Source organism: Nocardia sp. NPDC051900 (genome assembly GCF_044452545.1).
GTDB lineage: Bacteria > Actinomycetota > Actinomycetes > Mycobacteriales > Mycobacteriaceae > Nocardia > Nocardia sichangensis.
Map to the genome: position 1 here is coordinate 534,378 of NZ_JBITBU010000001.1, position 20,394 is coordinate 554,771.

General features: G+C 69.0%; 13 protein-coding genes. 2 read left to right on the forward strand and 11 right to left on the reverse strand.

Translation table 11 applies throughout. From position 1 onward, the window contains the following. Positions 1-150: 150 nt before the first annotated feature. Positions 151-885: a MerR family transcriptional regulator gene (locus ACIA5H_RS02485; RefSeq protein WP_355072219.1), complete on the reverse strand. Its 735-nt coding sequence runs from the start codon at positions 883-885 to the stop codon at positions 151-153. A 204-nt stretch (positions 886-1,089) separates the two neighbouring features. Between ACIA5H_RS02485 and ACIA5H_RS02490 the strand changes: the two genes are divergently transcribed. Further along, on the forward strand, positions 1,090-1,446 hold the full coding sequence (locus ACIA5H_RS02490) for a DUF1707 domain-containing protein (protein ID WP_379254593.1): 357 nt from the start codon (positions 1,090-1,092) through the stop codon (positions 1,444-1,446). Between the two features lie 6 nt (positions 1,447-1,452). On the opposite strand, the gene ACIA5H_RS02495 is transcribed toward ACIA5H_RS02490, so the two are convergent. Continuing rightward, on the reverse strand, positions 1,453-3,756 hold the full coding sequence (locus ACIA5H_RS02495) for a tetratricopeptide repeat protein (protein WP_379254592.1): 2,304 nt from the start codon (positions 3,754-3,756) through the stop codon (positions 1,453-1,455). A gap of 258 nt (positions 3,757-4,014) precedes the next feature. Beyond that, entirely contained in the window at positions 4,015-5,547 is a 1,533-nt protein-coding gene (locus tag ACIA5H_RS02500) for an amino acid permease (RefSeq protein WP_355072213.1), read from the reverse strand. Between the two features lie 212 nt (positions 5,548-5,759). On the opposite strand from ACIA5H_RS02500, the gene ACIA5H_RS02505 reads away from it, so the two are divergent. Beyond that, positions 5,760-6,824 carry an SPFH domain-containing protein gene (locus ACIA5H_RS02505; protein WP_397073336.1) on the forward strand — a complete coding sequence of 355 codons (1,065 nt, stop codon included), beginning with the start codon at positions 5,760-5,762 and terminating at the stop codon, positions 6,822-6,824. A gap of 35 nt (positions 6,825-6,859) precedes the next feature. Here the strand turns inward: ACIA5H_RS02505 and ACIA5H_RS02510 are convergent, their stop codons facing one another. From ACIA5H_RS02510 to ACIA5H_RS02545, 8 genes are all read right to left on the reverse strand, one after another. Continuing rightward, positions 6,860-11,800, reverse strand: a complete 4,941-nt coding sequence (locus tag ACIA5H_RS02510; protein ID WP_397073338.1) for an NAD-glutamate dehydrogenase — start codon at positions 11,798-11,800, stop codon at positions 6,860-6,862. A 171-nt stretch (positions 11,801-11,971) separates the two neighbouring features. Further along, positions 11,972-12,664: a hypothetical protein gene (locus ACIA5H_RS02515; RefSeq protein ID WP_379254590.1), complete on the reverse strand. Its 693-nt coding sequence runs from the start codon at positions 12,662-12,664 to the stop codon at positions 11,972-11,974. Between the two features lies 1 nt (position 12,665). After that, a complete protein-coding gene (locus tag ACIA5H_RS02520) occupies positions 12,666-13,718 on the reverse strand; it encodes a hypothetical protein (RefSeq protein WP_379254589.1) in 1,053 nt (350 codons plus the stop codon). Positions 13,719-13,795: 77 nt separating this feature from the next. Then, positions 13,796-14,149, reverse strand: coding sequence for a helix-turn-helix domain-containing protein (locus tag ACIA5H_RS02525; protein WP_039804933.1), 354 nt, complete (start codon positions 14,147-14,149; stop codon positions 13,796-13,798). A gap of 16 nt (positions 14,150-14,165) precedes the next feature. Next, positions 14,166-15,884, reverse strand: coding sequence for a type VII secretion protein EccE (gene eccE, locus ACIA5H_RS02530; RefSeq protein ID WP_397073342.1), 1,719 nt, complete (start codon positions 15,882-15,884; stop codon positions 14,166-14,168). Beyond that, positions 15,881-17,239 carry a type VII secretion-associated serine protease mycosin gene (gene mycP, locus ACIA5H_RS02535; RefSeq protein ID WP_397073344.1) on the reverse strand — a complete coding sequence of 453 codons (1,359 nt, stop codon included), beginning with the start codon at positions 17,237-17,239 and terminating at the stop codon, positions 15,881-15,883. Before mycP ends, eccE begins: the two co-directional genes overlap by 4 nt. Then, positions 17,239-18,762, reverse strand: a complete 1,524-nt coding sequence (eccD, locus tag ACIA5H_RS02540; protein WP_379254585.1) for a type VII secretion integral membrane protein EccD — start codon at positions 18,760-18,762, stop codon at positions 17,239-17,241. The genes mycP and eccD overlap by 1 nt, the downstream gene beginning before the upstream one ends. Positions 18,763-18,796: 34 nt before the next feature. Further along, positions 18,797-20,389 carry an AAA family ATPase gene (locus ACIA5H_RS02545; RefSeq protein WP_397073347.1) on the reverse strand — a complete coding sequence of 531 codons (1,593 nt, stop codon included), beginning with the start codon at positions 20,387-20,389 and terminating at the stop codon, positions 18,797-18,799. Positions 20,390-20,394: the final 5 nt, after the last annotated feature.

A 20,394-nucleotide genomic window follows, 5' to 3' on the forward strand; every position in this document is an offset into this window, starting at 1 on the left:
CTAAGTAGGGGATGTCAGGCGACTGGGCGCCGCGATCGCGCGCCGGATGGTGCCAATATACCGTTGATCAACGGCACGTTACCGCCACGTATCGCCAATGATGGGAATCTGAAACAGAAATTCTTCGGTCGGCGACGCCAGGCAGTCGGATCAGGCTTCCGGCAGCGCCTCGGCCAGCTCGGCGTCCTGGTCGAGATACCTTGCGACGAGCCGGTTCACGAGTTCGGCGGTGGTCTCCGCCGGGACCGGCCTGGTCGCCGCCAGGCGCTGGGCGAGCTCGGCGACCTGCGCCGGACCGCGTTCGGAGTCCTGGAACGACGCCCACGCCGTGCGCCGGAACAGGTCCACGTAGCGGCGGGCGATTCGCTCCGCATCGGCGCGCAGCTTCTCCAACTCGCCGAGGACCTCGTCGGCCGGGATGCCCGCGGCCGCCATCTGGTCGAGGCTCTGGGTCAGACGGCGGTCCGCGATCCGGTAGGTCGCGGCGTCGACGGGCTCGTACAGACCCGCGGCGACGACCCGGGCCAGACCGTTGGGCACGTCGCGATAGCGCTCCGCCAGTTCGGTCGCCGCGATCGTTTCCCCGGCGTCCACGACGAGCGGCTCGGTCGCGCCGGGCTCGCCGACACCGAGAATGTCCCCCAGGTCGTCGCCACGGTCCCAGGCGTTGAGCAATTCCTTGATGCCGTTGAGCTTGATCCCACGATCGAGCAACCTGCTGATGGTGCGCACCCGATTGAGGTGGTCGGCACCGTAGAACCCGGTACGCCCCTTGACCTGCGGGGGCGGCAGCACACCGCGTTCGTGGTAAACGCGCAGGCTGCGCACGGTCGTACCGGCCTCCCGCGCCAGCTCGTCGATCGTGTATTCCACACCCGCAGTCATACCTCAAGGAAACCACATCGCAACACGTGACGACCGCCGGTGCGCGGCCATTGCCGGGACGACCGACCGGTCTCTAGCGACATTTCAGCAAACATCACTGGAGTGCGGCGACGCGGCCTCCCGAGGGCGCGCCCACCAGCCGTCCTTCCCGCCTCTGGAAATCCATCCGACGCCCGGTTCCGCCGCCGCGCCTATCCTTCCGGCATGGGTGAATCCGCGGGTCCTCCGGCCAGTCTCGCCGACCGCGAGCGCGCGATGCGCGAGCTGACCCACCACCTGGGCACCGGACGGTTGAGCCTGGCCGAGTTCGACGAACTCAGCGCGGCCGTCGCGGCCGCGACCAGCAAGAGTCAACTGGCCGAACTGTTCGCCGACCTGCCGGGCAGCACACCGCCCCCGGCCGAGGTCACCCCGGTCAACCCGCTGCCGCGCCTGGTGGTGCTGGCCGGCGCGGCCGTGGTCTTCTCGGTGGTGCTCGCGGTGACCACGGGCAACTGGCTGTGGCTGCTGATGATATTGGCCGCGCCAGCGCTTTTCATGCTCACCGCGCGCACTACCTGAGACCGCTCACCACCTCGACTTCGGCCGCACGTAGTTGGCCAGGTCGACCAGGCGGTAACGGTGCAGCCGGTGCGGGGCGATCCGGGCCAGCGCCCGGAGGCTCGACTCGAGCCCGCGTTGCAGACCCAGCGGGGTGAACGGGAAACCGAGCAGGGTGGCCTCCGCAGTGGCGGCCTGACCGCCCGCGCGCACCCACTCCAGCGCCGCGCCCACCACGATCACCTGCAGTTGCAGCGCCCGCGGTTCGTCCGGCGCGGCGTCCAGCCGCGCGGCCGCCTCCAGCAGGTCGGCCTCGGTGGTCTCCGGGATCGGTTGCGAGACCAGCAGCAGACACCCGGTCATGCGCGCCACGTTCTGATACCGCGACGCCTCCGGCACCTGATCGAGCACCTCGACGGCTTCCAGCAGGCCGCCGTCGGCGGCGAGCCTGCGGGCCAGGCCGAACGCCGCGCTCACCACGCCGTGATTGGTCCGCCAGACCGTGCGGTAGTACTCCTCGGCGAGCCGATGCCAGTGGTCGCCCGCGGCATCCCCGAGATGCTGGAGGGTGAGCTCGGCGGTGGCCGCCAGCGCCAGCGCGGGGGCGATCTCACCGGGCAGCATGCCGTGCACCAGGTCGAAGTACTCGTAGGCGCGCTCGTACTGCCCGTCCAGCAGGGCGGCGACGGCCGAGTACCACTCGATGCGCCAGTCGGTGCCGTAGTCGGGCCGCAGATCGGCGAGCCGGTCGCAGGCGGGCACCACCTCGCCCAGGTCGAGGTGCGCGCGCACCGCGGTGAGCGTGCCCTCCAGTTCGAACGTCTCCGGCTCCGGGATGGTCCCGGAGACGATCCGGTCGGCGGTGCGGCGCAACGCGTCCAGGGCGTGCCTCGGATCGCCGTGCAGCAGCGTGGACAGCAGATCGGCGCTGGGATCCTCGCTGTCGATCAGCGGCACCGGCAGGGCGGCGACGACGCTCGGCGCGTCCAGCGCGGGCAGGCGATGCCGCCCGTCGGTCATGCCGTCGGTCTGGCCGATCAACGTCTCGATCCCGAAATCGCCCCGCATCGCGCCGAATTCCAGCGACGCCTGCGGATGTTCCTTGCCGGTGTCGTAGGCCAGCACCATCCGCAGCACGCCGGCGAGCTGGCCGTACATCGCGTAGGCGGTCGGGAAGCGGCGCCGCGGATCCGGATCGGTCGCCCGGCACAGCAGCCTGCGCAACGCCGGATATTCCCGCAGCAGTGGCTGATCGTCCGGCGAAGGGACGCCGGGCAGTTGGTGTCCGTCGGCGTTCTTGGGCATGTCCAGCACCAGCGCGGCCAGCGTCCGCCCCACGGTGTAGATGTCCGAGGCGACCGTCGGGCCGGTCTCGGTGATCTCGGGCGCCTGATAGCCCGGGGTGCCGTAGATGCTGCCGTAGGACTCCATCGCGGCCACCGCGCCGAGGTCGATCAGCTTGACCTCGTCCTCGCTGACCATGATGTTGTCGGGCTTGAGATCGTTGTAGGCCAGGCCGAACGAGTGCAGATAGTCCAGCGCGGGCAGGATCTCCATCATGAAGGCGATCGCCTCGGACGCCGGAATACGTTCCGGCGCACGCAGATCCAGCATCTTCTTCAGCGAGCGTCCGCCGACGTACTCCATGACGATGTAGCCGTCGGCCACGTCGCGCCCGGAACGATGCTTGACGAAGTTGTGGATCTTGACGATGCCGGGATAGGCCACCTCGGAAAGGAATTGGCGTTCGGCGAGGGCCACCACGTGCGCCTCGAAGTCGAGCGGGTTCTGCAACCCTTTCAACACCACCCAGCGGTCGCTCACATTGCGATCGATCGCCAGATAGATCCATCCGAGCCCGCCGTGGGCCAGGCAGCCCTGCACCTCGTACTGGTCGGCGACCATCTCCCCCGGCTGGAGCAGGGGCCGGAAGTTGAACGGCGAAGCGCATCTTCCGCATTCGCCCTCGACGGCGCCGGGCCGCGCTTCGGTGGTACGGCCGACCGGCTGCTGACATTTCCAGCAAAACCGTTTGTGCTCGGGTACTTCCGGGTTCTGCATCACCGCGGTGCGCGGGTCGAGCGGGCTCACCTTGGGCATGGACACCAGGCCGCCGCCCAGTCTGCGCCCGCTCGGCCGCGAGCGCGCGCTGCGCCCGGAACCGGGGTCGGACTCGAGTGCGCCGAGCAACAACTCGGCGGTCCCGATGGTGTGCTCGTCGCCGTCCCGGTCGGCCGGTTCGACGGCGCTCGGAACCGAGTCGACTGCCACGGCACGTGGTTTCTCGACATACCGTGGAGTCGACCACGGATTGGGTGGTAGAGGAGGCACTTCGGTCTTGAGCAGGTGCCGAGTTGCCCAGGGGTGAGCAGTTCGCCGGGGCACGTCGGTACCGCGCATGCGCCGATTCGCCCAAGGGTGCGCAAGTGGACGGTCGGATGCGCTGGGGTGCTCCGGCATACGAACCTCTCAGACCCGCCGTGTGATCGCGGTTTCATTCTGGTCCGTCGCCTGTCGATGCGCGCTGGTTTTGTTCCCGACATTGGGAATAGATCCGCCCCGGACGAACGGCCCGGGGCGGATACTGCCTTACTCTTCGTCGGGCTTGTCGAGGATCACCACCGGATCGCCCGATTCGCGGCGCGGGCGCTCGGCCAGGACCGGGAACTGACCGGTGATGCCCTGGCGGATCTCCGCGATCTGCAGCACCCGCTTTCGGGCGAGGAACCAGCCGCCCACCAGCGCGGGGGCCATGATGACGACCATCGCGATCACCGCACCGCGCTGCACGTGGTCGTCGCTGAAGGCCATCAGCCCGACCACGACGGCGAGGAACACCAGCGTCGCGAAGCTCGTGTACGGCGCGCCGATCAGCCGGAACGACGGACGCTGCGCGCGGCCGGTGCGCGACCAGCGCCACAGCTGCAGCTGGCAGACCACGATGGCGGTCCACGCGAAGATGGTGCCCAGCGCCGACATGTTCAGCACGATCTCGAAGGCCTGATCCGGCACCACCGCGTTCAGGCCGACGCCGATGAGCGCGACCGCGCCGGTGGCGAGGATGCCGACGTAGGGCACGCCGCCGCTGGACATCCGCGCCGCGATGGTGGGCGCGCTGCCGTTCATCGACATCGAGCGCAGGATGCGGCCGGTCGAGTAGAGACCGGCGTTCAGGCTGGAGAACGCCGCGGTCAGCACGACCAGGTTCATCACGGAGCCCGCGCCCTCCACGCCGAGCCGCGAGAAGAAGGTGACGAAGGGGCTCTCGCCGTTCTTGAACGCGGTGTAGGGCAGCAGCAGCGCGAGCAGGACCAGCGAACCCACGTAGAACAGCGCGATCCGGGCGATCACCGAGTTGATCGCGCGCGGCATGATCTTCTCCGGGTTCTCCGCCTCACCGGCCGCGGTGCCGACCAGTTCCACTGCGGCGTAGGCGAATACGACACCGGTGGTGACCAGGACCAGCGGGAGGAGCCCGGTCGGGAACAGCCCGCCGTGGTCGGCGATCACGCTCGGACCGGTGGTCTGGCCGTCGATCTTGAAGCGACCCGCGAGGAACACCGTGCCGACGATCAGGAAGGTCACCAGCGCGACCACCTTGATCAGCGCGGCCCAGAACTCGAGCTCGCCGAACCACTTCACCGAGACGAGATTGATGCTGACCACGATCGCGAGCGAGACCAGGGCGATCGTCCACTGCGGTATCGCCTCGAACGCTCCCCAGTAATGGACATACGTCGCGATCGCGGTGATGTCTACGATCCCGGTCATGCACCAGTGGAAGAAGTACATCCACCCGACCGCGAACGCCAGTTTCTCGCCGTAGAACTCGCGGGCGTAGGAGACGAACGATCCCGAGGAGGGGCGATGCAGCACCAGCTCACCGAGCGCCCGCAGGATGAAGAACACGAACACGCCACAGATGGCGTACACCAGGAACAGGCCGGGGCCCGCGCTGGCCAGCCGGCCACCCGCGCCGAGGAACAGGCCGGTGCCGATCGCCCCACCGATCGCGATCATCTGCAGCTGACGCGGGCGCAGCGACTTGTGATAGCCCGAGTCCTCGTCTTCGAGCGCGGCAGCCTGCGCGGGCGCATCCGCGGGTGGTCGAACTGTGGTCATGGCGGTGGCCTTTCACGTGACGGCGATCATAACTTTGCTCAATGTACCGTTATGTAGCGGCACGTTCAATAGCGAGTCGCGACTTGTAACACGCTGGACATCAAAGACTTTGAAAAAAGGGCGTCCGAGCAGCGACGATCGCCGTGACATTCGTTGATCGTGCCACCGCGTATCGGTACGCTAGATGAGACAAATCGGATGAGGGAGCGCAGATGGCCTGGTTCGAGCGGGAATTCATCGCGGTCCCCGAGGACCGCAAGAACCAACTGGTCTACAAGTGGCCGGACGTCAACATCCGCCGGTACAGCCGCGCGATGGTCAACGCCGACCAGATCGCCCTCTTCCTGAAGTCCGGGCGCGTGGTCGGCGCGATGGGCCCGGGACGCCACCGCATCGACGCCGACGAGCTACCGGTGCTCGGCGCGCTCGTCGACACCCTCACCGGCGGCAATTACTATCGCGCCGAACTGTATTTCGTCTCCACGCGCGAGTTTCCGGGGATTCGCTTCGGCGGCCGACTGGACGACATCCTCGACCCGGTCAGCGAGCAGGTGGTGACGCTGCGCGTCTTCGGCGAATTCGCACTGAGCGTCCGCGATCCGGCCGAACTGCTCACCGCGCTCGCGGGCACGGCCGATCTCACCGACCAGGAACGAGTGCAGAACTGGTGCGCCGACCTGCTGCTCAAATCCATGAAGATGGCGGTGACCAGAGGGGTCGCAGGCGGCGACTGGCCGGTGCTGGGCCTCTCGGCACAGCTGCAACCCATCGAGCAGGCCGTGTTGCGCCAGACCAACACCGCGCTCTACGAATACGGGCTGCGCATCCCGCGGATGGGTAACTTCGACATCAGCCTCGCGCCGGAGGACGCCGACCGGCTGAAGCGGCTGGCCAAAGACGTCAAGTACATCAACCTCACCGGCGATTTCCAGCGCTATGCCGCGGGCGAGCTCGCACTCGGCGCGAGCCAAGGCTTCGCGCGCGGGCACCACCACGGCGTCGAAGGCGGATTCCTCGGCGCGGCGCTGAGTTTGAACGCGATCGGCCATCACGTCGGCAACCCCTCCCCCGCGCCGCAATTGCCCGCCGCCGCGCCCGAGACGGTCCAGACGTCGTGCGCCGCTTGCCAGTCCGCGAATCCCCCGGGCGCGAAGTTCTGCATGAACTGCGGGGCGCGTCTCGCCCCGCAACCGCGGCACTGCCCGAACTGCGGTTCGGAAGCGACGCCCGGCGCCAAGTTCTGCGGCAACTGCGGAACGCCGATGCCCGGAGGCTGACGCCGAGCGCCTGCCTCCGGGCATCGGGTGGAAGATCAGCCCGCGACCGTCGGCGCGACGGTCGACTCACCGCCGCTGACCATGCCGCGCACCTGCCGCGCCGCCACCGAGAGCGCCGCGAGATCGTGCGTCTCGGACGCGAAGATCTGCGCCAGCGCCGCGCCGGCACGGGACAGCCGAGACCGGTTGGTCGATTCCCAGTACGCGATCTTCTCCGCGGTGCTGTCCTGCGGTTCGGTCGCGGTCAGTACGTCCCGGGTCAGCGACCGCAGCGAATCGTAGAGATCCTCGCGGACCGCCAGCCGGGCCAGCGCCCGCCAGCGCCCGCCGCGCTCCAGCTCGCCCACCGCGGTCACCAGCCGTTCGATCTGGAAGTGCTCGTTGAGCGCGTAGTACAGCACCGCGACCTCGGCGGGATCGCGATCGGTGATGTCGGCCAGGTCGATCACGTCCAGCAGCGGGAAGCGGTGGATCAAGCCGAACGCTTCCTCGGCCAGTTCCCGCGGCGCGCCGCGGGTGATCGACCGCCGCGAACGCTCGGCGAGGTCATCGCTGAGGTAGCCGGTCAGCCACCCGGGCACCTGGCCGGAGAGGGCGCGCACGCCGTCGCGGTACCTGGCGATGTCCGCGCCGATCGCGATCGGTTGCGGCCGGTTGGACAGCAACCAGCGCGCGGCCCGATCCAGCGTGCGCTTGGTCTCCACCTCCAGCTCGTTGCGCGCCGCCGTGGACATCGGCGTCTGCCTGATCCGCTCCCACAGCGCGTGCAGATCGAAGATCTCCACCGCCGCCTTGTACGCGCGCACCGCGTCGTCGGTGGTCGCCCCGGCCTCTTCCGCGAGCCGGAAGGCGTAGGTGATGCCGCCGTAATCCACCATCTCGTTGATCACGACGGTGGCCACGATCTCGCGCCGCAGCGGGTGCCTGCCGATCGCCGTGGCGAACCGCTCCCGCAGCGGCGCGGGGAAGTAGGCGGGCAGCACCGACGCGAACGCCGCGCTGTCGAGCAGATCGCCGGCCAGCAGGTCGGCCTTGAGCGAGAGTTTGACGTGCGCCATCAGATTCGCCAGCTCGGGCGAGCTGAGCCCGATCCCGTCGGCGGCGCGGCGGGCCAGTTCCGCCTCGGTCGGCAGCGCCTCGAGTTCGCGGTCCAGACCGCGGCGCTGCTCCAGGTCGTTGATCAGCCTGCCGTGTACCCCGGACATGCCCGCCGCGTCGGCCCGCGACATCCCGAGCCGGAAGTTCTGCGAGATGTTGTCGCGCAGCACGAGCTCGGAGACCTCGTCGGTCATGGAGGCCAGCAGCGGGTTGCGCTCGTCGACGGCGAGTTCACCGCTGGAGACCACGGCGTCGAGCAGGATCTTGATGTTGACCTCGTGGTCGGAGCAGTCCACGCCCGCCGAGTTGTCCAGCGCGTCGGTGTTCATCCGTCCGCCGTTGCGCGAGAACTCGATCCGGCCCAGCGCCGTCGCGCCCAGGTTGCCGCCCTCGCCGATCACTTTGACCCGGAGCTGGTCGGCATTCACCCGGACCGCGTCGTTGGACTTGTCGCCCACCTCGGCGTTGGTCTCGGTGCTCGCCTTGACGTAGGTGCCGATACCGCCGTTCCAGAGCAGGTCGACCGGAGCCAGGAGAATGGCCTTGATCATCTCCGGCGGCGACAGGGTGGTCACGCTCGCGGGCAGGTCGAGTGCCGCGCGCACCTCGGGCGTGACCGGGATCGCCTTGGCGGAGCGGTCGTAGACGCCGCCACCGGGGCTGATCAGTGACGTGTCGTAATCCGCCCACGACGACCTCGGCAGTGCGAACATCCGCTGCCGCTCCCGGTACGACCGCGCCGCGTCGGGAATCGGGTCGAGGAAGATGTGGCGGTGGTCGAACGCGGCCACCAGACGAATGTGCTCGGACAACAACATGCCGTTGCCGAACACGTCGCCACTCATGTCACCGACACCGACCACCGTGAAGTCCTGGGTCTGGGTATCGATCTCCATCTCACGGAAATGCCGCTTGACGCTTTCCCACGCACCCTTGGCGGTGATGCCCATCGCCTTGTGGTCATAACCCGCCGAACCACCGGAAGCGAACGCGTCACCGAGCCAGAAACCGTAGCTCTGGGCCACGTCGTTGGCGATATCGGAGAACGTCGCGGTGCCCTTGTCGGCCGCCACGACCAGGTAGGTATCGTCACCGTCACGCCGTACCACTTGTGCAGGCGGAAGGACTTCGCCCGTCGCGCGGTCCACGTTGTCGGTGATGTCCAGCAGGCCCGAGATGAACGTGCGATAGCAGGCGACACCCTCCGCTCCGAACGCCTGCCGGTCGGCAGCGGGATCGCCGGTGGCCGCGGGTGGTTGCTTGACCACGAAGCCACCCTTCGCGCCGACGGGCACGATGACCGCGTTCTTCACCGCCTGGGCCTTGACCAGGCCCAAGATTTCGGTGCGGAAGTCCTCCAAACGATCCGACCACCGCAAACCGCCACGCGCGACCGAGCCGAAGCGCAGGTGCACGCCTTCCACCCGCGGCGAGTACACGAAGATCTCGAACTGCGGCTTCGGCTTGGGCAATTCGGCGATCGCGTGCGGATTCAGCTTGACCGACAGGTAGTCCAGCGCGGCTCCGGCCTCGTCACGCCGGTAGTAGTTGGTGCGCAGGGTCGCCTCGATCAGGCCGAAGAGGGCGCGCAGGATGCGGTCGGTGTCCAGACTGACCACCGCGTCGATCTCGGCCTGCACCCGCGCGGCGATCTCCGCCGCGCGGTCGTCCGCCTCCGTCCCGACGCCGTCCGGGTCGAAGTACGCGGCGAACAGGTCGATGCACGACCGCGCCGTCGCCGGATGGGTCAGCAGCACGCGGGTGATGTTGCCGAAGGTGTAGGCGAATCCGGCCTGCTGCAGGTACTTCGCGTAGGCCCGCAGCAAGGCCACCTCACGCCAGTGCAAGCCGGCGCGCAGGACCAGTTCGTTGAGGCCGTCGACTTCGGCGCGACCGAACCACATCGCGGTCACGGCGTCCGGAAAACGCCGCCGCGCACTGGTTTCCGGCAGCGAGGCGGCATCGACGGAATGCGCCAGCTGCGCGGGCGGCTCGGCGGCGAGCGCTTCCCGCAGCGGCGCCGCGCTCACCCGCAGCCCGAAGTCGTAGATCCAGCGGTCCGGCCGGTCCGACAGCACGACGCGGTAGGGCCGCTCGTCGACCACCTCCACGCCGAGGCTGTGCAGCACCGGCAGCACCCGGCTCAACGAGACGCCTTCGCCAGCGACGTAGAGCGTGAAACGCCATTCCGGCGCGGCGGAGTCGCCTTGGCGGTAGAGGTCGGTATCGATCTCCCCGTCGGACAGCCGCTCGAGGCGGCGCAGATCGGTGAGCGCGTGCGCGGGCTCGTGCTCCTGCTGGTAGCCGGTAGGGAAGGCCGCCGCGTAGTCGGTGGCCAGCGCCTGCGACACGTCGGACGCGCCCGCGGCCTCGGCGACCAGCCGGTCACCCCAGGTCCACGTCGTCGCCAGCAGCAGCTCCTGGATCCGCTCGCGATTCTCCTCGGAGATGTCGGCGGCGTCGGCGCCCGGCTTGCGGTGCACCGTGAAGTAGACGACGGCCAGCTCCGATTCGGTGGCCCGCGCCGAGTACGCGATCTGTTCGGCGTCGAACTGCTCGCGCAGGATCTCGCCCATGCGCACGCGAACCTCGGTGGAGTAGCGGTCGCGCGGCATGTAGACCAGGCAGTAGATGGTGTCGCTGCGCGAATCGCGCCGGATGAACAACCGTACCTGCCGCCGCAGACCGAGATTCATGACCGCGGAGACGGTTTCGAACAGCCTGCGCGCGTCGGTGGAGAACAGCTCCACCCGCGGGAACGACTGCATCATCTCGAGCATGGCCTGCCCGGAGAACGAGTCGAGACCGAAGCCCGCCCATTCGATGACCTGCAGCACGCGCCGGGAGATGACGGGGATGTCGAGGATGTTCTCGTGCAGACCCGCGACGGTGAAGGTGCCGACGAAGACATGTTCGCCCTTGACCATCTTGACGGTGTCGCCCCAAGCCGCGCGGCCGCTCGGGTCGCTGGAGCCGTAGTCGGCCACGCTGATGAAGTACAGGTCCCTGGAACCGGGCAGCAGCGAGTCCACCGAGCCGTTGGCCATCCGCAGGACCGTGCGCTTCGCGCCGACGACGGGCACGCTGATGTCCGCGGTGGCGCCGTTGCCGAGGATGCCGAGCCCGGTGCCGGGCAGCTGCCACGGTTCGAAGTCGGCGTTCGCGCTCGGCGCGGAGCGGCGGAAGTGGTAGTAGCCGTAGCCGAGCGGGGTGAAGTGGCCATCCGAGAGCCAGCGCAACAGGCCTGCGGTCTGCGGGATCTCCGCGTCGCCCGCCCACTGCGCCGCCTGATCGAGCTGGTCGGCAACGGTATTGAGCACCTCGACCATGGTCGGCGTGTCGTCGGCAACGCGGCGCAGGTCGGCCAGCAGTGGCGGCAGGGCTTGCTCGATCCGGTCCACCAGTTCGTCGGAAAGGCCCGCGCCCAGCTGCACGTGGATCCACGACTCGCGCAGCGTCCGCCCGTCGGCCTCGCCCGCCGGTTCGGCCACGCCGTCGCGGGGCGCGATGGACAGCACCCGGCCGTCGGCGTCGCGCGACACGTCGAATACCGGATGCACGACCTCGGTGACCGTGGCGCCCAGGCGGCGCAGCGCGGCGGTCACCGAGTCGACCAGCAGCGGCATGTCGTCGTTGACGATCTGGATCGCGGCGCCGACCCCGGCGCTGTCGTCCGGCCGGTAGACGTGGGTGGTCGCCGAACCGGGCGCGCGCGTGGCCGCCAGTTCCAGATGCTGACGGAAGATCCGCTCGGCCCGATCCGTGATCGCCGAGGTCGAGGACCCCGGCTGGATCCACCGGAAGTACGCCGCTTCCAGGTCGGTCGGATCATCGCGGAACCGCTTCGGTGAAATCGTCTGCTGGGTGGTTGCCACCATCGATCCGTTGCCTTCCCGAGAACTGCGCTCGTACGTGTTTCGTACTTCACATAACGTACCGCTGGATAACGGCACAATCAACAGTGTAACAATAATTTTCTCTCGCCGACATGGGTTGCGGCGTCCGGGATCAGGTACTTTCCGTGCCCGGCGTAGGCGTGCGCTGCTACCTCAGCGGAGCAGTCCCGCACGCGACAGGAAGGTCTGCGCGCCCGTTCGACCGGCGAAGTTGCCCGTCTCCAACCGAAGACCGGTCCGGGTATCCGCGTACCAGACGGTTGCCGAGGGGCCGATCGCCGCGTAGACAGGACCGTCCACGAGGGCCGTACCGCCCGCGCCGCGCCATCGAGAGATGCTGTCCGCCAAACGATCCTGCGGTAGCAGTTCGGCGTAGAAGGTCAGATCCCGGCCGCCCGCGATATTGCCGAACAGCATCGGGTCGGTGGCGGCGACGACACACTTCTCCCGCTGCCCACCGGAATCCAGCGGTTGACAGCTCGCGGCCGTGCGGAGCAGATCCGGGATGGCCCGGACCGGCGCGCTCCCCTGCGCGCTCCCCTGCGCGATCGACGGCAGGGACGGCGAACAGGACCATAGACCCCAGACGACGGCCACGACCATCAGCAGCGCGAGCACCCCCACCGCTTGCCACTGCCAGCGCGGATATGCCTTGTCCACAAACCTTTTCGCTTCACCGCCGACCTTCTCGGCGACTTCGGCGACCTGACCGGGCAGGTGCTCCGCGACGGACTTCACCGTGTCCACGGCCGAGCGCAGCGGCGCTCCGCAATGGGTGCAGCGGGCATCGGCACCGGTGTTGCGGTGGCCGCAGTACTGGCAGACGAGTTCGGGCAGTGTGGACACCTCAGTGCCCCGTGATGACGATGGAAGAGATCGCGGTGGTGTTGATCGTCGAATCGCCCTTGGACTCGAGCACGGTCAGCACGATCTTCGAGGCGCTCACCGCGGGCGCCATCTTGGTCACCACCAGGGTCCGCTGGTCGAGCGTCGGCTGGGTGTAGACGGTCTTGGTGCCGTCGTCGAACATGTATGAAACCCGGCTGACGGTGCGGTATTTCGCCCATTGATCGGTGCCGTCCGCGCTGATGTGGTCCCAGCCGGGCACGATCCCGATCGAATCGATCTGGTAGGTCTTGCCCAGATCGATGGTGATGACCTGACCGTCGACCTTGTAGGCCCGCACGCACGACCACGCCTTGCCTGCCTGCCCACCGAACGCGTCCATGCCCGGGGTACTGCCGGGCGGGCACTTCGACTCCGCGGACTTCGGCTGAATGATCGAGCTCGACGGCGGAGCGGGCGAGGTCGAGGGCGCGGCGGAGGTCGGCGGCGGCGTGACCACCAGAACCTGGTCCTGCGCTGTGTTCTTCGCACCGCCGCCGGTGGTGATCAACAGCAGCAACAGCAGCACGGCGAGCACCGCGGCCACGATCAACGCGACTTTGGGTTTGCGCAACTGGACGAGCGCGTCCTTGGCGACCTGCTGCGCGGGGGCGAGCCGGTTGGCCGAGGCCGTGGACGGGCGTTCCGGCTCCGGCTCCGCCTCGGCCTGCGCAGTGGATCGCGCGGCGACCGAGGAGAAGTCGTTCCCGAACTCCATAGCCGGACTGGAATCCTGCGCCTGCCCGTTCAGCAGCGCGAGAATCCGCTCACTGGCCTTGGGGCCGTCACCGGTGCGGCGCCGCGGCGCGACGTCCATCGGCTGCGAGTCGAGATCGGGCAACCCGAGCGACGGGACGCTGATAGCCGCGCTGTCACCCGACTCGGCGCTACCGCCGAAATCCGCGCCGACCGTGGACGACGTCGTGGAGGGCCCGAACGAAGGATCAGCGAGCAGTGCGTCGAGGACCGCACCTCGATGACGGAGAAACACATCTCCCGGGTCCTCGGCGGGCATGTCCGGATCGTATCCGGCCCGCGACGCTCGCCGAGGCGGCCGCTATTCCCGCTGGAGAGAACAGCCGACCGGCCGGGTCAGCGCTTCTTCTCCTCGGTCACGAAGTACTCCGGCGGCACGTCGAAGACACGAGCCAGCGCGATCACCAAGTCCAGGCGCGGGATCGCGTCACCGTGGATCAGCCGGTACAGGCCGGACTGCGACACCGGCACGTCCGGGTAGGCCAGTTCCAGGTGCTGCGCCAGCGAGTAGAGCGTCAGCGACCGCGTCGATCCGTCCTCGGTCGAGACTACGGATTCCGCGATCAGCTCCGACAACCGGCTGGAGAAGATCGCCGCGGCCGCCTGTCTCGGGGTTAGCGCGTCCCCGGCGTCCTGATGAGGGAGTTCGCCGCCATCGGAATGGGTGTCCGCTACCACGGTGATAGACATTAACCGACCGCTCCCATCAGCTCACGCGACGGCCACCGGGTTGCGGAGGTGCAACCACGGGTCCGGATGCCCCCGCGGGATGCGCGGGCGGGCCGTCGACAGTATCGAAATATCGTGTTTCGCCTCTCGGCTCGATCAGGTCGACCCGCACCGTGCGCATCGGAATGCTCACGTCCACCGCGGTCGCGCTGACCTGGTTGATCGCGAGATCGACAGCGCGCCTGCGCGGACCGCCGGGCTCGCTGATGGTGACCGTCGTGTGCGCGTTGGACGCACGCGGCGGCAGATGGTCGAAGACCGCGATGGTGGCCGGAGTCTCCGCTTCCCCGTTTGCTGCGCCGTGCCCGTCGCCCGGGTCGGCCAAGCGCATCGAGCGCGGGTCGCCGACCGCGGTAACCAGTTGACGCCAGCTGTCCGGCCGCGCCGAATGGATCTCCACGTCCGCGCCGACCACCATCGCCCGCAGGATGATCTGCTGGGCGACGGGCAGCTTGGCATGGACGTCGATGGTGCGTCTGCGCGGGTTGAACCGGGCCGGGTCGAACAGCGGCAACGCCAGGGTGTGACGTGGCTGGCCGCTGATCGCACCGAGGATCTGACCGTTCGGGCCGATCGCGATGGCCAGCTCGGCGGCGAGGTCCTCCGGCGCGATGTCGGCGCCGGACTCGAAGCCGCGCAGGGCTCGGATCGAGTCGCCGGTTGGCAACGATGCCAGCAAGGCCGTGGACTGGTCGCCACCCAGTAGTCGCAGGTAGTCCGGCGGTTCGGTGGTGACAGCCGGACCGATGAACCGGACCAGCGCGCGTGGCCCCTCGGTGTCGGAGGTCAGGCTCACCACCAGCGTGGTGCGGCCGCGGTTCCAGGTCCAGCAGTCGTCCAGACCCACCCCGCCCAACCGGGACCAGTCGATCAGGAAGCTGGTCACACACCGGCCCGGCACCGACGTCTGTAGATTGCTCCAGGTTTCCTGGAGGTCGGAGAGTTCGATTCCCGCGTGCAGCAGGCGCGTCGCGTCCCGCAGGGCGGCGGCAGGCAGCGCGTGCGCTGCGATACCCCGCTCGCGCAGGCGGCCCGCGATCCGATGCGTGGCGCTGGCCAGCGCTTGCGGAGCGACCACCGCGCACGGCCCGCGCTTGCTCAGCGCCGCCAGATTGCGTTCCTGATCGAGCCGGACCACCAACCAGGTCAGCCGGTCTCCCACCACGGGGTGCGAGCCGATCAGCTGGTCGTAGAGCATGCTGTAGCTACCGCTGGAGCGGACCCGCTGACCGGTCGTGACGATGTCGATGTCGACCGCGATACCGAAGTGATCCAACATCGGAAGCAGCAGGTCGACCGGGATCGTGTCCTCGGTGTAGAGGGTTCGCTCGGCGATGACGGTGGGCAGATCCAGGTTCGGCGCGAGCTGGATCATCGCGATCAGCGTGTCACCCGCCTGGTTGACGCCGCACACACCCGCGGCGACCTGCACGTCGCGAATGCGCGCGGTCTGCGTGCGTTCGCGCGCCCGCGCGGTCCGGCCGGTGCGGTAGGCCACCCAGTCCAGCAACCAGCGCATACCGGTCCGCCCGTTCACCCGGACGGTCACCGTCACGACCAGGACGGTGACCACCACCGCGCTCACCCACCACGGCGTCTTGGCCGACAGCCCGACCAGCAGCGGGCTGCCGACGACGACGAAGGCGGCGAACGGACCCCGCTCGACGCCGGCGACCCGTACGCTCGGAAAACTCACCGGCGCCTCCGCATCGCGGAATTCAGGTGGCTGCCGGCCAGGCCGAGCAGTACGGCGGCGAGGATGACGACGGTCGCGGTGATCGCGGGACGCAGGTCCTTCGCGCGCGGCGGAGGAGGCATCGGCAGTTCCGAGGACTGGAACAGGCCCGCGGGTTGCTGCGGCGGTGTGCGGTAGCTCAGGGCGGCGAGCGGATCGACCATGCCCGCGCCCACCATGTTGTCGATTCCGCGTGCCGGGGCGTGCGCGCTGGCTTGCAGGCGGGAGGCGATCTCGCGTGGGGTCTCATTGGGGAAGCGCGAGCGCAACAGGGCGGCCACACCGCTGACGTACGCCGCGGCGAACGACGCGCCGCCGACGGGCACGAGCTTGTCCGGTTCGCCGACGCCGTTGATCAGGCCACCGCCGCCGGGGCCGAGCGATTCGATGCCGGTGCCCGGCGCGGCGACCGAAACCCACGGTCCGGTGAGCGAATCCGGCATGGGCGCGCCGGTCGCGGTGGTGAAACCGACCGTGAGCACGTCGGCGCCGAACCATCCTGGTGTGGAGATCGTCTTCACGTCGCGCCAGTTGCGCGCGTCAGCGGGGCGTGTCGGGTCGACGTCCGGGTTCTGCGTGCAACCGGCGCCGCCGCCTGCGTTGCCCGCGCCGGCCACGATGAGCGCGCCGCGCACGTGGACGGCATAGCCGATGGCCGCCGACACCATGGACTGATCCGGCTGCGCGTCCACCGGCAGGCAGATCGGCAGTGACACGGTGATCACACCGGCGCCCTGGTTGGCGGCGCGAGTGATCGCCCGCGCCAGCGTCCGGATCTCGACGGCGGTCCGCTGGCTCGGATCAGAACTCGGGTGTTCGGGACTGAACGCGCCGGAACGGGTGCGGATGGAGATGATCCGCGCGTCCGGCGCCACACCGGAGAATCCGTCCGCGGGATCGGAGGTGGCTCCGATGATTCCGGCGACCAGCGTGCCGTGTGCGTCGCAGTCGGACAGCCCGTCGCCACCCGCGGCGAGATAGTCGCCACCGCCCACCAGGTTGGGCAGGCGCGGGTGCGGCTGCACACCTGTGTCGATGACGGCGACGGTCACGCCTGCGCCCCGGCTGAGCGCCTTGGCGCGGCGCAGATCCAGCGCCAGTTCCGCCGGCGGAGTACGGCTGAGGTCGCTATCGGGCAGCGCGCCCGCGGCCAGGCAGCCCTTCTGCTGCTTCATCGGCTCTTCGGGTCCCGGCGGGTCGTCCGCGGGCGGCGCGCCGACCACGACCTGCGGCGGCTCCAGCGCGACGGCGGGGGCGGCGGTGATCGCCAGCATCACCCCGGCGAGAACCGCGACCGCGGCACTGCCGACCTTCATCAGATCCCTCGCATAGCGGTGTAGACGCCCATGATCCAGAAGGCGAGCACCGGAACCACCAGGATCAGCGCGTACTCCACCAGATCGATGACACGACGGGTGACCGGGGACAGCCGCTTGCCCGGCAGCCGGAGCGCGGCCATACACGCCGCGCACGCCGCCAACGCCACCACGAGTCCGACCACGAGACGTGCGACCGGGGTCTCGTAGGCGCCCACCTCGACGAAACCGACACCGCAGACGGTGACCACGGAGCCTGCGATCAGCGCGATCGCCTGGACGCGGTCGGGGTGCCAGCGAGCGCGCATCGCCAGCAGGCCGCCGATCGCGGTGCCCATGACGATCTCGCGGATCCCACCGGGGCTGGCCGCGGCCGAGATCACCGCGGAAGACGCGAGCACCGTGGAGATCGCGGCGATCAGGCCACGCAGGCTGGTCACCGCGAGCCGGGCTCGGCCCTCGATACCGGCCTCCTCGGCAGTGCGCTGCCGCTCGCCGACCGCGGTGTGCTCGTCCCCTTCGCGCACCGTCTCCGCGTCGAAGATGTCGGTCAATGTCGTCGGGGAGACCTCGTTGCCCGGGTCGGGCAGATCCGGCGGCCGGATGCGCGCGATGACCACGGCCAAGCGTGGCGCCGTGGTCAGCAACACGATCCCGACGAACGCCACGCCGCCGGCGACCTGCCCGACGGACAGATCCACGTAGGTCAACGGCAGGGCCGCGATGGTCAGCGCGATGCCGAGCACCGTGACCGCCATCAGGGTCGCGATGCCGATCCTGCTCAATCGCATCATGGTGGCGGCGGCCACCGCGGCGACCACGGCCCCGGCCGCCAGATTGGCCGCGGCGAACGGCCCCGGCTGGTCGTAGGCGGGCGGCACCAGCATCGCCCCTCCGGCGAACAGCAGCGGCGTCGCCGCCAGCGTCAAGCCGAGGGTGATCGTCGCCGCAGTGTTACGCCTGCGCGACAGCGCGGCGCCCGCCCAGCACAGCCCACCGAGCAGCAGGGCGGGCAGGCCGCACCACAGGGTCGAACCGGTCATGGTCCACGACCAAGCGAGCATGGCGGCCACCGCCGAGGCCCCGATGCCGAGCACGGCCAGGCCGACGATCGCGGCGGTGTTCGCGTCGAATTCGGCGAACTCGCGCTCGTTGATCAGGGCGAGCGCGTCGGTGATGTCCTCGACCACCGGCGTGAACACCTCGGCCGACTCGACGACCGACAGCATCAACACCGTGCCGTCGTCGATGTCGTGGTCGGCAAGGCTGCGCCAGCGCGGAATCGGCGGCTCGCCCGGGCGGGCCAGGCTCCACTGACCTTGCGGCGGCGTGAAATCGACGTTCTCGTCATCGATCGCCGAAGCCAGTACGACCAGCAGGTCGTCGATGAAGGTCTCGATGGTGAACTTGGTCGGCACCACGACGTCGACCTGATACGTGGAGATCATCACGGCGATCCGGGCCCGTGCAACCTCCGCCGACGGCTGCGTCCCGGCAGGCGCGGGCGCGACGGCAGTGCTCATGCCTCCGCCTCGCTGATTCGCTCGCTACGCCCGCTCATCGCCACCCTCCGCGGTCACCGGAGTTGTCGGCGCCGCTGGAGAGGTATCCAGGGAATCCATCGGCCAGCCATGCGGCCAACTCTTCGAACGCGAGCACGGTCTCCTTCTCCAACAGCCGCAGGTCGATCTCGCCGCCCTCGGCCAAGTGCGCGTCGTAGGGCAGCACGCAGGTTGGGCGCTGCGCGGTCTCGAACAGTTTCTCGATCGCGTCCACGTCGACGGTCGGCTTCAGCGGCTGATGGTGCACGATGCCGACGATCGACTTCGCGATCAAATGTTGCAGGCCATGGGAACTCAGCCAGTTCAGGGTGGCCACCGCGCCGGTCACGCCGCCGACGGTGGCCGGAGTGACGACCACGACGGCGTCGCTGGTCTGCAACACCGTCGACGTGACCGAATCCAGCACGCCGGTCCCGCAGTCGACCACCAGCAGATTGAAGTGCTTGCGCAGCACTTCCACGGCGGTGCTGTACTCGCGGCCGGACAACGCCTCGGTGGCCTCGGTGCTCCATGGCGACGCGATCACCGCGAGATCGGAGGAATTGATCGAGGTGAACGACTGCACCGCGGAGAACGCGTCGAGGTTCTGGGACTGCGCCAGATCGCGCAGCGTCAGGCCGTACGGGTGCCTGCAGGTACGGGTGGAGAGATCGCCGAAGTCCGGGTTCGCGTCGATCGCGACCACCCGGTCCGGGCGCAGGCCCGCGAAGGTCGACCCGAGCGTCGCCGCGGTGGTGGTGCGGCCGACGCCGCCCTTCACGCTGATCACCGCGATCTGATAGGTCGTGGTCAGCTGGGTCCGGATTCGCGCTTTACGGTCCTCGGCACGCTGTTCGGCGGGCGAGAGCCCGAGGTTGAAACCGACTTTGTTGAGCGCGCCCCGCATTCCCGAGGAGGAGCGCAGCTGCGCGCGTTTCGCGGCGGAGATGTCGGCGAGCAGTTCGATCGAACTGAGCGCGGCGGGCAGCACCTCGATCCGCGGCGTCGGCTCATAAGCGGTGCGGTCGACGCGCTCGGGGACCCAGGGGGTCGCCGAGCCGGACGACCACTCCTCATTCGCGGATGCGGCGTCGGTGCGCGCGATCGCTTGAGACTGCGTGGCGGTCTGCTGCTCGGCTCGGTACTGCTCGGCGGACCGCTGCTGTGCCGAATACTGTTGCGCTGCTCTCGGCGCTGCCGCGGGCGGCGCCGAGTAATCCGGCGAAGGCGTGCCCGCCTGCGGCGGAGCGGAATTGAACTGAGGTGGTGGCGTACTCGTCTGCGCGGGCGGGACATTCGTCTGGGGCGGCGGCGTGCTTGCCTGCGCGTTCATTTGCGGAGGCAGCGTGCTCGCGCCAGTCGGCGGCGTCACCATTGCCTGGGTCGAGCGTGGATCGGGTTCCCCGGCGGGCGGCCGTGGCTCACGTGGCGGGCCGATCACGGGGTCAGCGGGCGTGGGGTTGTCGGCGTCCTGCCGGGCCTCGGGGGCGGGGCCGGGTGCGACGGCCGCGTCGCTCAGCTCGTTCGTCGGTGCGAAGTACGCGTCGTAACCGCCGCGAGCGCGCGCGGACTCGGCCGAATGACCGTTGATGCTCGGTGCTCGGTTCATTTCCG